We start from the raw sequence: 14,730 nt of genomic DNA on the forward strand, positions 1-14,730 counted from the left end.
ATTAAATCTCGCAATTACAGTGACGGGCATAAACCCCGCTCCGAAACATACCCTCAACCCCCACCCTCCTCCTTCCACGTCGCCACAAACACATCGCGATATGCCGGTCTGTCCGGATCGATCGGCCGGATCGGCGTCACGCCGTGCAGCACGCGGTGATCGTCCAGCAGCACGGCGTCTCCCGGTGCCGCCAGGGTGAAGCGGTCGATCTGTGGCCGGCCGGCGATGCGGATTTCGGTGACGCCCTGGTCGGCATTCACCCGATCGATCAGCATCACCAACACCCAGTCGACGCCGTCGCGATGCATTCCCTCCGGGGTCGGGCGCCCCGGCTCGTGCGCATTGGCCTCGATCCGGAACTGGTGGAGCTCGACATGCCAAAGGCGGGGCGCATCGCCCTCGCCGGCGCGCTCGAAGCAATCGGTCGCGCCGCGGAGCAGCCGTCGCATCATCGCGCTGTCGACGATGGCGTCTTCGATCGGATCGAACCAGCGCTGAACGTCGCCGTTCAGCCGATTATAGTCGCGGCTCTGATAATGCGGCTGGTGCGGCTTTCGCACGATCGCGTCGGGGGTCATCGCCAAAGCGGCGTGGCGCCGCCGGCGATAGCGACCGCCATCGGCCATGTAGCGATCGAGCCCGAGCCGGTTCCACGATTGGGCGAAGTCCTGCCACTCCGGATCCGACGCCGCCGCCGGCAACCAGTCGATCGCGCCCGGCGCCGGCCGCACGAAGCCCTGCGCCGCAAGCTCGCCGGCCAGGCGCACGTCCGCCTCGTTTCCGATCGTCTCCAATGGTCGAGGCACGGTGCGGTCCCCTGTCGATGGCGGCCCCCGCTATCGAGGCGCGATGCCCGCCATATAATCCTTCGTGCGGCCAGATCATGGCGGACGCGGGCCGGTGGCCGCATTCGGCCGCCCGATTGACCGCGGCGCGCCTCAGTGTATTAAATCATTACAGCACTGCGAATTGACCGCGTCCCGGTGCCATTGTGGGGACGCGGGCACGCCCGATTTCCACCGGCCGCGACAGGAGAGCCTGGCCGCCGACCGCCGCCGCGACACTATCTGCTGATGCCAGCCCGGAGGGTGAGATGGATCGTCGACAATTTCTGGCAAGCGCCGCAAGTATCGGAATCGTCGGCGTCTGGGCGACGCGATCGGCCGCCGCGCCGTCGCGCGTCGCGTGGCGCGAGGATCGCGCGCTCTATCCCCAGGGCGTCGCGTCGGGCGATCCCGACGAACATAGCGTGGTGCTGTGGACCCGGCGGCCGTTCGACCGGGGCGATCGCCACGCACTGACCGTCGAAGTCGCGCTGGATGCGGACTTCCGCCGCGTCGTCGCGACGGCGCGGGTGCCGGTGCTGGCGGCGGCCGACTGGACCGGCCGCGCGCTGGTCGGCGGCCTGTCGCCGGCGACGACCTATTGGTACCGTTTCACCGACGACAGCGGCGCGGGCAGCCGGGTGGGGCGCACGATCACCGCCCCGCGCGCGACCGATCCGCGCCCGGTCCGCTTCGCCTTCGTGTCGTGCAACAGCGTCAACGAGGGCGCGCAGAACGCCTATCGCCGAATGATCTGGGAGGATGAGCGCGCGCCCGCCGACCGCAAGCTGGGTTTCGTGCTGCATCTGGGCGACTTCATCTACGAGGTCGTCGAATATCCCGACGAGGTGCCGCATCGCTATTCGCGCACCGTCTATGACCTCGGCCGCATTCCCGATGCGCGCAAGGTCAGCAACTTCCACGTGCCGACCAACCTGGCCGGCTATCGCCACGTCTATCGCGCGCATATCGACGATCCCGACATCCAGGACGCGCGGGCCTATTTCCCGTTCGTGTGCATCGGCGACAATCACGAATTCTCGTGGCAGGGCTGGCAGAGCTTCATCAAATATGGCGGCAAGGTCGAACCCGCGCAGCCGCTGCGCGTCGCCGCCAACCAGGCATGGTGGGAATATATCCCGTCGCGCGTCCGCAAGGCGTCGGGCGCCGGGCTCGACCAGTTCGGACCGCCCGCGGTGGCGAAGGCGCCGATCGAGACGTTCGACGATCACGGCTTCGGCACCGAGGCCAATAACCGCATCGCGGTCGGCAGCATGACCGCCTATCGCGCGCTGCGTTACGGCCGGCACGTCGAGCTGATCCTGACCGACTTTCACAGCTACAAGGCGGCCGACCCGACCGACCGGCCCGAAGCGGCGGCGCTCGATTCGGGCGACTATCCGGTCCTGCCGCAGGAATGGATGGAGATCGTCGACGGCGGGAAGGACTATGCCGGCGGCAAGCCCCCCGCGACGATCGCGATCGGCGACAAGACCATCCCCAATTTCCGCAAGGACGAGCCCGCCTATACCGTGCTCGGCCGCGAGCAGAAGGCGTGGCTCAAGGAGCGGCTGACGCGATCGACCGCGACCTGGAAGATCTGGGGCGCGACCAACGGCACGCTCGACATGCGGACCGACCCGCAGAACCTGCCCGCCGGCCTGATCAAGGCGCCCTGGCCGGGCAAGGGGTATGGCACGTTCGCCAACCCCGACTTCAGCAGCGCCTATGCCGAGCGCGCGGAAATCTACGACATGGTGCGCGACCACAAGGTGTCGGGGTTCGTCACCGTCTCGGGCGACCGCCACAGCTTCTGGGCGGGCTATGCCGCACCGGCCTTGCCGCCCGCGGGGTTCGCGCCGGTCGGGATCAGCTTCATCACCGGATCGATTTCGGCGCCGGGCCTGGGCGAGGCGGCCGAATATTTCAAGGAATCCCCCACCCTGCCGCTGTACGTGCGCAAGCCGGCGGGCGGGGCGCCGGAGCATACGATCAACCTGACGATCAAGCGCGGCGTGCGCAGCGCATTGGAATATGCGGCGAGCGGCGACATCGCGAAAGCGCGCGCGCTGACCAATCCCGACGTCGCGCCGCATCTGGAATTCGTCGACATGGCCGGACACGGCTATGCCGTGGTCAGCGCCGGACCCGACACGATCGACACCGAGTTCGTCTGCATCGTCCGCCCGATCGCGCGCGCCACGACGCCCGACGGCGGCCCGCTGCGGTACCGCGTGTCGCACCAGGCGCGGCTGTGGCAGCCGGGCACTCCGCCGAAGCTCGAGCAGCGGGTGATCGAGGGAGACGCTAAATTGTCGATCTGACGGTATCGGTGGCGGTCAGGACGACGGCAACTTTTCTCATCGCGACCGACGACCAACTTGACTCCCCTCCCCGAACTTACGTTAACGTAAGACAACCCTCGCGGCGCCAACGTCGCGGGCAGAATATATCGGGGAGGATCGCCGACCATGCGGATCAACCAACGTCTCGCCTTCGCCTTGTGCTTCGCCGCGGCTTTGGCCCCTGCCACCACCGCTTCCGCCTGGTCGAACCAGGGGCATATGGTGACCGGCGCCATCGCCTATGACGATCTGGCCAGGACCGATCCGGGGCTGATCGCGAAGATAGAGGCGATCATGGCGGACCATCCGGACAAGGCGCGGTTCGATCGTGCGCTGGCGGGGTTTTCGGGCGAAGCGCGGACGCGGCGGCTATTCGAGCTGATGGCGCGCTGGCCGGACGATGCGCGCAAGGGGCCCTATGATCATCCCGGCTGGCATTACTGGCTGCGGCTGGTCCCGTCCCAGTCCGATCCCGCCAAGGTCCCGCCGGCATTGCTGGCGATGAGCACCGGGGAAGCGGTCGAGGCCTATCGGCTCAACCTGGCGACCGTGCGCGACGGCTATGCGCCGGCGGCGGATCGCGCGGTGTCCTTGTGCTGGCTGTTCCACCTGGCCGGCGACATCCAGCAGCCGCTCCATGGCGGGCACCTGATCTCCGCCCGCTTTCCGTTGAGCGACCGCGCGGGCGAAGCCGACTTCGTCCGGCCGTCGGAGGGGGCGGCGGCGACCAATTTGCACGCTTATTGGGACGACACCGTCGGCGGGGACGAGGATGACGACGCCAATGTCGAGGCGGTGCGCGTGCGGCTCGACCGCGCCTGGCCGCGATCGGCGCTGAGCGAATTGACCGGCAAGGCCGATGCCGAGGCGTTCCGGTCCTGGGCGGACGAGAGTTTCGGGCTGGCGCGATCGGTCGCTTACAAGGGCGGAACGTATGAAGGCGCGGTGGCGGCGGCCGCCGCTTTGCCGGTCCCGCTGGGCTATAGCGACGCGCGCCGCACCACCGGCGAACGCCGCGTCGCGCTGGGCGGCCATCGCATCGCCGATGCGGTGCGGGCGGCGTTTGGCAAATAGGGCAAGATCGTCCGGCCAAGCCCGCGCCAAGTCGATCATAAATCGGCGATTATTCCTTTCCCGACAGGATCGGTTCAGGAACTGGGGCGTAGAGGTCTCCCGAAGGATGGCCGATTTGCGCGCTCGCTCCGTCTCCGTTCTGTTGTTCGGCGTGCTCGCCACGCCCGCTTTGGCTGCCCCGGCGGCGCAAGAGTCGGCGGCCTGGGTGAACCGCCTGACCTGGGGCGCGTCCGCGGCGGATACCGGGAGCGACAAGGCCGGTAGCGGCCATTGGCTCGACGCCCAGCTCAAGCATCCCGACGACACACTGCCGCCAGAGGCGGCCGCCCGGATCGCGGCGATGCGGATCAGCCGCGAGCCGCTGGCGGCCTTGGTCGTCGAGCAGGATGCGGCGATCCGCTATGCCAACAAGCTGCCCGATCCCGCCCAGCGCGACGCCGCGCGCAAGGCGTATCAGCAGGGCATGAACGCGCTGGCCAATGAAGCGGCGACGCGATCATTGCTGCGCGACCTCTACGCGCCCGACCAATTGCGCGAACAATTGACCTGGTTCTGGTTCAACCATTTCAACGTCCAGGCGCAGAAGCGCGATATCCGCGCGATGGTCGGCGATTACGAGGACACGATCCGCGACCATTCGCTGGGCAAGTTCCGCGACTTGCTGGAAGCAACGCTCAGGCATCCGGCGATGTTGCGATACCTCGACAACGATCAGAACGCGGCGAACCATATCAACGAGAATTACGCGCGCGAGATCATGGAACTCCACTCGATGGGCGTCGGGTCGGGCTACACGCAAAAGGACGTGCAGGAACTGGCGCGAATCCTGACGGGGGTCGGGGTCGACCTCAGCCCCAATGCGCCCAAGCTCAGCCCGCAGCGCCAGGGGCTCTATGTCCGCGCCGGGCTGTTCGAGTTCAATCCCAACCGCCACGATTTCGGCGACAAGCAATTCCTTGGTCATACGATCAAAGGCAGCGGCTTTGGCGAAGTCGAGGAAGCGCTCGATCTGATCGCGCGGTCGCCGGCCACCGCGCACCATGTCTCCGAGCAACTCGCGACCTATTTCATGGGCGACACGCCGCCCGCCCCCGTCGTCGATCGCATGACCGCGACCTGGCAAAAGAGCGACGGCGACATCGCCCAAGTGTTACGCACGATGATCCGCGCGCCCGAGTTCCGGCAATCGCTCGGTACCGCGTTCAAGGACCCTGTCCATTATGCGGTTTCGTCGGTGCGCCTGATGTACGGCGACAAGGTGATCGTGAACGCGCAGCCGATCATCGGCTGGCTCAACCGCATGGGCGAAGGCCTGTATGCGCGCGAAACGCCCGACGGCTATCCGATGGCCTCGGCCGCCTGGACCGGGCCCGGCCAGATGTCGGTTCGGTTCGAGATCGCGCGGCAGATCGGGGGCGGCGCGGCCGGACTGTTCAAGCCCCCCGCTCCTCCCGCCGCCGTGGCCGCCGTGGGGATGGGCGGCCCAATGGCGCCGGCGATGATGGCGCCCGGGATGACATCGGCCACGCCGCCCGCCGCCACCGCGCCGCCGGCCATTCCGATACCGGCGCTGCCCAAGCTGCAGACCGCCGCCTATTACGGCGCCGTCGCGCCGGCACTGGGTGGGCAGACCAAGACGGCGTTGACCCAGGCAAGCTCGCCGCAGGAATGGAACGCGCTGTTCCTGTCATCGCCCGAATTCATGCATCGCTGACGCGAACGGAGAACGTCTATGTTGCTCGATCGCCGTGACCTTATCGCCGGTACCGCCGCATTGGCGCCGCTGATCGTCGCCGGGCGCGCGTTTGCCGCGCCGCAAGCGGGCAGCCGGATGCTCGTCGTGTTCCTGCGCGGGGCCTATGACGCCGCCAACATCATCGCGCCGACGGGGAACGATTTCTATCACGCCTCTCGCCCGACGATCGCGCTCGGCAAACCCAACCCGGCCGATCCCAATGCGCCGATCGCGCTCGACGCCGACTGGAGCCTGCACCCGGCGCTCAAGGACTCGATCTATCCGCTGTGGCAGAAGAAGCAGATCGCGTTCGTGCCGTTCGTCGGCACCGACGATATGAGCCGCAGCCATTTCGAGACCCAGGACACGATCGAGCTCGGCCAGCCGATCGGCGGGCATCGCAATTACAATTCCGGCTTCATGGCGCGGCTCGCCGCGGCGCTGGAACAGGACAAGCCGATCTCGTTCACCGACCAGCTGCCGCTCTGCTTTCGCGGCGGGCCGGTGATCCCGAATATCGCCCTGGCGGCGGTCGGATCGAAGCCCGCCGTGCCGCCCAAGGACGCCGCGCTGATCACCGCAATGTACAAGGGGCAGCATAGCGGCGCGAACGACCTGGGCAGCTCGGTCGCGGAAGGATTCCAGGTGCGCGACACCGTGTTCAAGACCGTCGACGAGGAAATGAAGGAAGCGAGCCGCGGCGCGGTCAGCCCCAAGGGCTTCGAACTGTCGGCGCGGCGGATCGGGCGGCTGATGCGCGACCAGTTCAATCTCGCCTTCGTCGATGTCGGCGGGTGGGATACGCACGTCAATCAGGGCGGCGCGCAAGGCTATCTGGCGACGCATATTGGCGAATTGGGGCGCGGCCTGGCCGGCTTCGCCGATGAGATCGGCCCCGATGCCTGGCGCAACACGACGGTGGTGGTCGTCTCCGAATTCGGCCGCACGTTCCACGAGAATGGCGACAAGGGCACCGATCACGGCCATGGCAGCATCTATTGGGTGATGGGCGGCGGCGTGAATGGCGGGCGCATGGCCGGGGCCCAGGTCGCGCTGTCGCAAGCGACACTCAACCAGGGCCGCGACCTGCCCGTGCTGACCGATTACCGGTCGATGATCGGCGGCCTCGCGGCGCGGCAATTCGGCCTGGCCGGCGACCGGGTCGGTACGGTGTTTCCCGCGGCCAAGCCGGTCGACTTGCAGCTCGTCTGAAGCGCGTGGGTCGGCGGCGCGAATGTCACGCGCCGCCTCCGCTCTCATTCGATCGTCGCACCCACCACGCGCCACGCGCCGTCTTCACGCTCGAGCGTTACCGTCTCCACCGCGTCGGCCTTGTTGGCATAGCGGGCTCGGAACTTCACGACTTCATAGCCATAAGGCGGCGCTGGCAAGTTCTGCTCGCTGAGCAACGTCCGCGAAATCAACGCGCCGAGCGGCGTGCGCACCTTTTCGGATATGTCGGTCCAGACTTGCACGGTGTTCAGCTTGCGGAACGCGCTGCCGGTCGCGCGGTAACTGTCGTCCCAGCGGCCCTGATCGACCAGCACCAGCCATTGCCGCGCCGCATCCACGACTTCCGCATTGGGTTTGGCGTCGGCGGCGACGGGCGTCGACGGCGGCGCGGACGCGGCCTGAGGCAAGGCGACGAATGCCAATAGTCCGAGAGCAAAGGTCATGAGCAACACTCCGATGACGATCCAGGGATGGCGGGCAATCCGCCCTGCGCCGCTGACCGGCGCCCTTCCCTGATCCACGCCAGCGCGGCTCGCGGCTCCCCCGATTCTTGCGTCCCCCAACAAATCGGGGATCGGTGCGCCTGGCTCGCCACCCTCGGATTCGAACAACAAGCGCGCGGCTTCGCGGCTGCTGGACACCGCCATCTTGCGGCGCGCGTCGCGCAGGCGTTCGTTGATCGTGTGGACCGACAGGCCAAGGCTGCGCGCGACCGATTTGGCGTCGTGACCGCGGACGATCAGGCGCAGGGTCTGCTTTTCCTTCTCGGTCAGGGCGCCAAAGCCCTCTTTCACCGCCATGGTCATATCTCGTCGGCCTAAGCCGCGGATAGAATAGCAGCTACCCCGAAAAATTCGTACCTTTGGACCAGGTTGCTGGTTGATATTCTATCGTGGTCAAGAACAACGGGCGTATTGGATTCGCAACCTACGCCACGAGCACCTGCCCATTCACCCGCACGCCGTCCAGCCGCAGATCCCGGGTGTGTGCGATCACGTTCCGCTGACGCGCCTTGCCGACCGTCACGTTGCGGATCAGCACGTCCTGGACCGGCGCCGCCTCCACCCCGACGATGCGCAGCGCGCGGCCGGTATTGCGGCAATCGACGCGCTCGACGGTGAATTGCCTGTAGGTGGGGGGCGAATTGCCGCCGCGGCTGTGGTGATAGGCGGTGGTGAAATCGATCAGCGTCTCGCTGTCGCGCACCTTCACGTCGCGCACCCGGACCTGGGCGATCGTGCCGCCGCGGTCGAGATTGGCCTTGAAATACAAAGCCTGCTTGGCGTGGTGGACGTCGAGCCGCTCGGCGAAGATATTGGAGGCGCCGCCCGACATCTCGCTGCCGATCGCGATCGCGCCGGCGATATGGGTCGACATCTGGCAATCGCGGATGACGACGTTGCGGGTCGGCAGGCCGACCCGCCAGCCGTCCTGATCGCGGCCCGATTTGATCGCGATGCAATCGTCGGAAACGTCGAAGCGGCAATGTTCGATCAGCACGTCCTGGCACGAATCCGGGTCGCAGCCGTCCGAATTGAGGTGATGGCTGATCACCGTGACGTTCCGCACGATGACGTTGGTCGAATAGACCGGATGGATCGTCCAGAATGGCGAGTCGACGAATTTCGGACCATCGATCAGTACGTTGGTACAGCGGAAGAACTGGACGAAGGGCGGGCGCAGGAAATGGCCGGGGCCGAAGCGGCGATCGGCGACGGGGGTGCCCGCCTCTCCCATGTCGCGCAGCGCCGCCTTGTCGCGATCCTGGTGCGGGCGCCATTGAAAGAAGCCCTGTCCTCCCTGGCCGTCGCACACGCCCGGTCCGGTGATCGCGACATTGGTGCAATCGCGCGCATAGATCAGCGGCGAGAAATTATAGACCTCCGTCCCTTCCCAGCGGGTGAGGACGATCGGCAGGGCGATCTCCCCCGGTCTGCCGAAGCGGAGCACGGCATCGCGCTCGAGATGGAGATCGACGTTCGAGCGGAGATGGATCGCGGCGTTGATCCGCCACAATCCGGCGGGCACGAGCACGCGGCCGCCACCCGCCGCGGCGCAGGCGTCGATCGCCGCCTGGACCGCGAGGTGCGCCGGCGCGCCTTCGCTGGCGCCGTGATCGAGGATCGAGAAGATCGCAGCGGGGAAGACCGGCGGCCGGATCCGCGCGACGATCGCGTCGGCAACCGCCCAATCGGCGTCGGTCGCGGGATCGGCCGCAGTGGCGGAAAGGGCAGCGGGAAAGGTGGCGGCATGACCGATCGCGGCACGGCCGGCGGCGGCAAGTACGCATGAACCCGCGACGAACGCGCGGCGATCGACCATCGAAACCCACCCTCTGCCGGGCATTCCGCGACGACCCAGGCCGTCACGGTCCACCGGGACCCAATAAGTGTCGGTCGGCGCGCCCGAATTGGCGACGCCCAGTGAGCGACGGATGCGACCCCGCGCCGACCGATCTTGACCGGCCTGCCTCTCTCGCGTGCCCCCACAGCCACGAGTACCCAGGCAACTGACCGAACCTTGATATGCGTTGCCTTACCAGCCCGGCACAGTCCGGAAAAGTCCGGAGGCACGGTGCGGCGGCCCGTTTTCGTTTGGCCCCAGCCCCGCTAGGGTGGCGCGCATGGTCGCGGGGCGGGCAAAGCTGGGGATAGCGCAGGGCGTCAGCGTGTGGGTGCTGGAGGCGCCGGCGGGGTTCGGCGACAGCCACGTCCACGCGCATCACGCCATCCAGATCACCGTGTCGCTGTCGGGCGCGCTGATGCTGGCGGACGCGACGACGACCCTGTGCGCGCCGGCGATCGCGGTGGCGGCAGACGCGCCCCACCGGTTCGAGGCGGATGGCCTGCTGGCCTTCATCTTCGTCGAGCCCGAGAGCCGTGCCGGGCGCGCGCTCGACCGGATGCTGTTCACCGACGGGCCGCTGACCTCCATCGATGCCGAGGCGCTCACGCCGGTGGTTGCCCCGCTTGCCGCCACGTTCGAGGCCGGGCTGACGGCCGAGGACCTGCTGGCGGCTGGACGGGCTGCGGTGGAGCTTCTGGCCCCTGCCGGCCCGGCGCCGCTGCCCGATCCACGCGTGCGGCGGGTGATCGAGGAGGCGACCGTGAGGATGGACGGATCGCTGGACGCCGCCGCCGCGGCCGCCGGCGTCTATTTGTCGCCCAGCCGGCTGCGGCACTTGTTCGTCGAACAGACCGGGCTGGCGTTCAAGACCTACCAATTGTGGCTGCGCTTGGTCCGCGCGATCGAGGTCTATGCCCAGGGAAAATCGCTGACCGAGGCGGCGCATGCGGCGGGCTTTTCCGATTCGGCGCATTTCAGCCGCACGTTCAAACGCACCTTCGGCCTGCCGGCGACGACGCTGGAGCGACTATAGAGCGTGACGACGCTTTAGCCGCTACGTTCAATCGCCGCCGCCTGCCGCAGTCTATCCGGCGCTCCTCACCAAAAGAGGAGAATGACGATGACCGACCAGACCGACACCAGCAAGCGTTGCTCGGACACCTGCCCCTGCACCGACTGCACCTGCGGCAAGGATTGCCGTTGCGCCAAGAAGGCGTGATCCGCGCCAACGACCGGGCACGCCGCGGCCGCGAAGGCCGCGCGTGCCCGGCGTTCGTGCGACGTCGTGGGGGCGGAGCGAGGCCCCGTCGCCGATCAGAATTTCAGCCGCGCCGAAACCTGGAACGAACGCGGCGGCAGATAGCTGAACTGGTCTTTCAGGCCGTAACCGTTCTGGAACCCATTGGTCGTTGGAGCGCCTGTCTTGTCGTTCGATATCGCGGTCACGGCGCGGCTGTTGAACACGTTGTTGACGGTCACGCCCAGGCGCAGGTTCTTGATTTCCTGGCTGATCGCAAAGTCGCCGATGCTGTAGGGCTTGATGCGGTACAGGCGGAGGTCCGGATTGCCATCGAACTCGGTGGCATATTGCGGGCCGGTATATTTCTGGTTGAACGACAGGCGGAAGCCGCCGTTGCGATAGATGAATCCCGCCGCGGCGGTGGTGAACGGCGCCTTCGCGATCTGCGCCCCGGTCTTCACGCTGTGCGCGTAATTGTACGATCCATTGGCGAACAGGGTCAGCCCGGTGACCGGCATGTAGCTGACCTGGCCCTCCACACCCTTGTAGCGGACTTGGCCGATATTGATCAGCAACGTCGAATCGCAGGCGGGTAAGGTGCCGGTACAGCTGCCGATCTTGTTGTTGATGTTGATGATATAGGCGTCGGCATCGAGCGACAGCTTGTTGCCGTGCCACACGGTTCCGACCTGATAGTTTGTCGAGGTCTGCGGCTTGAGCGCGTCGAGCGCGGTCGAAAGCTGGCCCGAGGTCGAATAGAAGCTCGACAGATCGGGCACGTACATGCCTTGCGCATATTGACCGTAAAACGACCAGTTGCTCATCGCCTGCCAGTTGACCGTCAGGAACGGCAGCGTCTTGGTCCAGGTCGCGCTGGTATCGAGCGGGAAGCGCGACTTCTGGTTCACCGCGGCGTCGATGCCACGTTCGAAATGCACATATTTGACGCCCGGGGTGATCGACAGGCTGTCGATCGGGCGGAATTCGAATTCGCCGAACAGCTGGAACTGGTTCCACTTGGAATGCTGGACATAGGCGAGATTGGCGAGGTTGGTTGAGGGATACGCGCTCGTCGCCGCCGTGCCCAAATTGGCCTTCTCGTTATAGCTGTACGCGCCGGTGGTGAGGTCGAAATCGACCGTGTGGCGGTCGGTCACAGCATGCTCGTACCACCCGCCGACACGGATCTTGCCCATCGAGAAGTCGTAGTCGAGCTGGCCGATATAGCCCCAGACACGATATTTGTTGAGCTTGCTATAACCCAGGATGTCGGTCGCGGGGCCCTTGACCGCCTTGTACGGATCGCCGCTCGTGCCGCTGCCGGTGAACCCCGTTATGACGGTGCCGTTATTCCCCGACCAGGTATTGTTGGTGTACCCGTACATATAGGCACGATTGTCCATCGAGAATCCCGAGCCGAGGTCGCTCTGGAGCCGCAGGTAGGAGAAATCGGTGGTCTTGTCGGTGCGGTTGTATTTCCAATAATCCATTTGCGTCGGGTCGTTCGACAGGCCGTAATTGCGGCCATAGACGCCGACGTTGGAGCTCGCCGAGCAATTGGCACCGGTCAGCTGGGTGAGCTGCTTGCCGTCGGGGCCAAGCGCGACGGTGCTGCCGTTCGGCGTGCTCGCGCTGCCGCAGGTCGCCCCCTTGTTCACGTCTGACTGATAATAATAATTCCGATTCCAGGTGCTCATGATCGTCAGCGTGTTGGCGCTGCCGATCGGGATCACCGCCTTGCCGTACAGATTCTTCGACCCGACCGGCGAATAGGTCAGCGCGCCGTCGGAGCGCAGATACTGTCCGGTCAGCACGATGCGCGTGCCGTTCAGGCTGTCGATCTTGCCCGATTGCAGCTCGAACCGGCCGACAAAGGTGTTCCAGTTGCCCAGAATGCCCTCGACCTGCCCCCCCATCTCGTCCTTCACGCCGCGCGAATAGAGATTGATATTGCCGCCATAGGTCGCCTGGCCGAGCTGGCTGGCATTGCCGGGGCCGCGGTCGACCACCACCGTCTCGATCGTGTTCGACGGAAAGAACGAGGTCGAATGATGCGTCGGATCGTTGGTGTCGGCGAACGGGATCGAGTCATAGGTGACGTTATATTCGCCGTCCTTGAACCCGCGGATCGTCGCCTTGGTCTCGGAAAAGCCATAGCCGTTGCCGGCGCCCGAGATCGACACGCCGGGAGTCAGTGCGATCAACTCGTTGAAGTCCGAGGTTGCGGTCGCATTGTCGATATAATCGCGGCTGACCGCCGATTGCGGCTGGGTGGTGGTCAGCGAGGCGGTGATCGGCGCGCTTTCGGCGGTGCGCGATCCGGTGACGATGATGTCGGACGAGGTCAGCGACTGCTTGTCGTTGGCTTGCCCCTTCTGGTTGGCGCTGGTCGACTGGTCGTCGGTCACGGGCACCGACGCATCCTTGGCCGCGCCGGCATCGGCCTCCTTGCTTGCCGCGGGCGTGGCATCGGGCCCGGCGATCGCGGCGGCGGGAAGCAGGAAAGCACTGGTCGCGGCGGCGGCGAGCAGCGTGGCACGGAAAGCGGTTCGGTTCATGGATTGTCCCCAGTTCGGCAGAATATCGGTTACGGTTGGGCGAGTTCGCGGCGCGCGGCGGCGACCTGGTCGGCCAAGCGCGGATCGGCGAGCAGGCGGTCGGCGATCATCACCGCGACGCCGTGGCTGGCCTCCAGATCGGACTGGAAGTGGACGCCGCAGATTTCGCGGCTGAGCGAATAATCCTGCGCCCGCGCGATGATCGCCGGGGCGCGGTCGGGCATCAGCCGGGTGAGCGCCCAGCCCACCGACCAGGCCATGCCGCCATGGCCGCTGGGATAGCTGCGGTCGGCGACCTTCCCCTTGCCGCAATGCGCCATCTGCGGGTCGATGCCATAGGGCCGCAGCCGCTTGAAATAGTCCTTGCCCACGTGGACGACGCGGTTGGTTTCGCGCTGGATCCGGGTGAGCAGCGCATAGGTGGCCGGAAGCCGAGCGAGGTCGCGCCCCGCCGCCTGATCGAACGCGGTGGGATTCTCGGTTTCGCCGTCGCGCTCAGCCTGGGCGAGGCGCTCGGGCGAAGCGGCGGCACGTAACGCCTTTACCTGCTGCAGCTCGAGCGCTTCGAGCGGCGAATTGTGCGGAGGCGGGGGCGCGAAGGTGCGGTCGGGCGCGAACTCTGCCGGATCGAGCAGCGGCGGCGTGGCGTCCTGCGTCGCGGCGGCAGGCGCCGCAGCCATTTGCGGCGGCAGCGGGCTCGCCTGGACGCACGACAGGGCAAGGCCCGCCGCAAGCGCGGACGGCACCAGATATCTGGCGATCATCAATGCTTCCTCTGTTGTCACCCGTTGGACCGGTGGTGCCCGGGGGCGCCGTGGTCATGTGGGGCCGCTAGGTGTGCGCGATGACGGTTCCGTGACTCTGCAGCCCGCGACGGGGTCGAAAGCGCCAACATTGCAAACTTAGAATTTTGGCATCACCCGCTTGTCACATCCCCGGTGTCAAACCCGCCTGCCGCCCGATCCGGCCGCGGTCACCTTTCACTCTGGGAATCCAAAAGATGCGTCGCTGGCACAAGCTGCTTGCCCCATGGTTCGCGCTCATCCTGTTCGTCATAGCCTTCACTGGGGCAGTGACCCAGGCCACGGCCATCCTCGACAGCCCACCGGCAAAGTCTGCGACGGCGGTCGCAGGCAAGGCCGATCGCGCCAAGATGCCCAAGGAGGAAAAGCGCACCGCGCTGGGTGGCTGGAACCATTGGTTCAAGAAGCTGCATTCGGGTGAATCGCTCGGTCCCGTCGGGATCGCGCTCAATCTGGCGGGCGGGCTGGCCTTGCTGTTCTTCGCCGGGTCGGGCGTCTGGATGTATCTGACGATGTGGCTCAAGCGGCGGCGGGCGCGGCGGCTGCGAGCAGGTTAGAGTCTTTGCAGCTTC

The 14,730-nt window shown here is 66.4% G+C and carries 11 protein-coding genes; 6 read left to right on the plus strand and 5 right to left on the minus strand.

Annotation, left to right across the window (positions count from 1 at the left end):
- Window positions 1-53: 53 nt before the first annotated feature.
- Complete coding sequence (locus SPR01S_RS11755; protein WP_157082186.1) at window positions 54-806, minus strand: 2OG-Fe dioxygenase family protein; 753 nt, start codon at window positions 804-806, stop codon at window positions 54-56.
- Between the two features lie 287 nt (window positions 807-1,093).
- Between SPR01S_RS11755 and SPR01S_RS11760 the strand changes: the two genes are divergently transcribed.
- The 4 genes from SPR01S_RS11760 (at window position 1,094) to SPR01S_RS11775 (ending at window position 7,190) form a co-directional block, all read left to right on the plus strand.
- Window positions 1,094-3,148, plus strand: coding sequence for an alkaline phosphatase D family protein (locus tag SPR01S_RS11760; RefSeq protein WP_066589827.1), 2,055 nt, complete (start codon window positions 1,094-1,096; stop codon window positions 3,146-3,148).
- A gap of 147 nt (window positions 3,149-3,295) precedes the next feature.
- Window positions 3,296-4,243, plus strand: a complete 948-nt coding sequence (locus tag SPR01S_RS11765; RefSeq protein ID WP_066589829.1) for a S1/P1 nuclease — start codon at window positions 3,296-3,298, stop codon at window positions 4,241-4,243.
- 106 nt (window positions 4,244-4,349) lie between these two features.
- The gene (locus SPR01S_RS11770) at window positions 4,350-5,957 is read left to right on the plus strand and encodes a DUF1800 domain-containing protein (protein ID WP_066589831.1); all 1,608 of its coding nucleotides are present in this window, start codon (window positions 4,350-4,352) and stop codon (window positions 5,955-5,957) included.
- Between the two features lie 18 nt (window positions 5,958-5,975).
- Complete coding sequence (locus SPR01S_RS11775; protein ID WP_066589832.1) at window positions 5,976-7,190, plus strand: DUF1501 domain-containing protein; 1,215 nt, start codon at window positions 5,976-5,978, stop codon at window positions 7,188-7,190.
- Between the two features lie 44 nt (window positions 7,191-7,234).
- On the opposite strand, the gene SPR01S_RS11780 is transcribed toward SPR01S_RS11775, so the two are convergent.
- Window positions 7,235-8,017 (minus strand): helix-turn-helix domain-containing protein, encoded by a 783-nt coding sequence (locus SPR01S_RS11780; protein WP_066589833.1) that lies wholly within the window; start codon window positions 8,015-8,017, stop codon window positions 7,235-7,237.
- Window positions 8,018-8,138: 121 nt separating this feature from the next.
- Entirely contained in the window at window positions 8,139-9,533 is a 1,395-nt protein-coding gene (locus tag SPR01S_RS11785) for a glycoside hydrolase family 28 protein (protein ID WP_157082188.1), read from the minus strand.
- A gap of 301 nt (window positions 9,534-9,834) precedes the next feature.
- Here SPR01S_RS11785 and SPR01S_RS11790 point away from each other — a divergent pair, with 301 nt between their 5' ends.
- On the plus strand, window positions 9,835-10,590 hold the full coding sequence (locus SPR01S_RS11790) for an AraC family transcriptional regulator (RefSeq protein ID WP_066589834.1): 756 nt from the start codon (window positions 9,835-9,837) through the stop codon (window positions 10,588-10,590).
- Between the two features lie 281 nt (window positions 10,591-10,871).
- Here the strand turns inward: SPR01S_RS11790 and SPR01S_RS11795 are convergent, their stop codons facing one another.
- Together SPR01S_RS11795 and SPR01S_RS11800 are read right to left on the minus strand one after the other, a co-directional pair.
- Window positions 10,872-13,355: a TonB-dependent receptor gene (locus SPR01S_RS11795; RefSeq protein ID WP_066589835.1), complete on the minus strand. Its 2,484-nt coding sequence runs from the start codon at window positions 13,353-13,355 to the stop codon at window positions 10,872-10,874.
- 29 nt (window positions 13,356-13,384) lie between these two features.
- Complete coding sequence (locus SPR01S_RS11800; RefSeq protein ID WP_066589837.1) at window positions 13,385-14,119, minus strand: phosphatase PAP2 family protein; 735 nt, start codon at window positions 14,117-14,119, stop codon at window positions 13,385-13,387.
- Between the two features lie 236 nt (window positions 14,120-14,355).
- Between SPR01S_RS11800 and SPR01S_RS11805 the strand changes: the two genes are divergently transcribed.
- The gene (locus tag SPR01S_RS11805) at window positions 14,356-14,715 is read left to right on the plus strand and encodes a PepSY domain-containing protein (RefSeq protein WP_066589840.1); all 360 of its coding nucleotides are present in this window, start codon (window positions 14,356-14,358) and stop codon (window positions 14,713-14,715) included.
- The last annotated feature ends 15 nt before the right edge of the window (window positions 14,716-14,730 follow it).

This window comes from Sphingomonas pruni NBRC 15498, assembly GCF_001598455.1.
GTDB classification, from domain to species: domain Bacteria; phylum Pseudomonadota; class Alphaproteobacteria; order Sphingomonadales; family Sphingomonadaceae; genus Sphingomonas; species Sphingomonas pruni.

What these genes read in the sequence shown, in the direction of transcription:
- SPR01S_RS11760 (WP_066589827.1), top strand. Translation starts at nt 1,094, where the DNA reads ATGGATCGTCGACAATTTCTGGCAAGCGCCGCAAGTATCGGAATCGTC.
- SPR01S_RS11765 (WP_066589829.1), top strand. Translation starts at nt 3,296, where the DNA reads ATGCGGATCAACCAACGTCTCGCCTTCGCCTTGTGCTTCGCCGCGGCT.
- SPR01S_RS11770 (WP_066589831.1), top strand. Translation starts at nt 4,350, where the DNA reads ATGGCCGATTTGCGCGCTCGCTCCGTCTCCGTTCTGTTGTTCGGCGTG.
- SPR01S_RS11775 (WP_066589832.1), top strand. Translation starts at nt 5,976, where the DNA reads ATGTTGCTCGATCGCCGTGACCTTATCGCCGGTACCGCCGCATTGGCG.
- SPR01S_RS11780 (WP_066589833.1), bottom strand. Translation starts at nt 8,017, where the DNA reads ATGACCATGGCGGTGAAAGAGGGCTTTGGCGCCCTGACCGAGAAGGAA.
- SPR01S_RS11785 (WP_157082188.1), bottom strand. Translation starts at nt 9,533, where the DNA reads ATGGTCGATCGCCGCGCGTTCGTCGCGGGTTCATGCGTACTTGCCGCC.
- SPR01S_RS11790 (WP_066589834.1), top strand. Translation starts at nt 9,835, where the DNA reads ATGGTCGCGGGGCGGGCAAAGCTGGGGATAGCGCAGGGCGTCAGCGTG.
- SPR01S_RS11795 (WP_066589835.1), bottom strand. Translation starts at nt 13,355, where the DNA reads ATGAACCGAACCGCTTTCCGTGCCACGCTGCTCGCCGCCGCCGCGACC.
- SPR01S_RS11800 (WP_066589837.1), bottom strand. Translation starts at nt 14,119, where the DNA reads ATGATCGCCAGATATCTGGTGCCGTCCGCGCTTGCGGCGGGCCTTGCC.
- SPR01S_RS11805 (WP_066589840.1), top strand. Translation starts at nt 14,356, where the DNA reads ATGCGTCGCTGGCACAAGCTGCTTGCCCCATGGTTCGCGCTCATCCTG.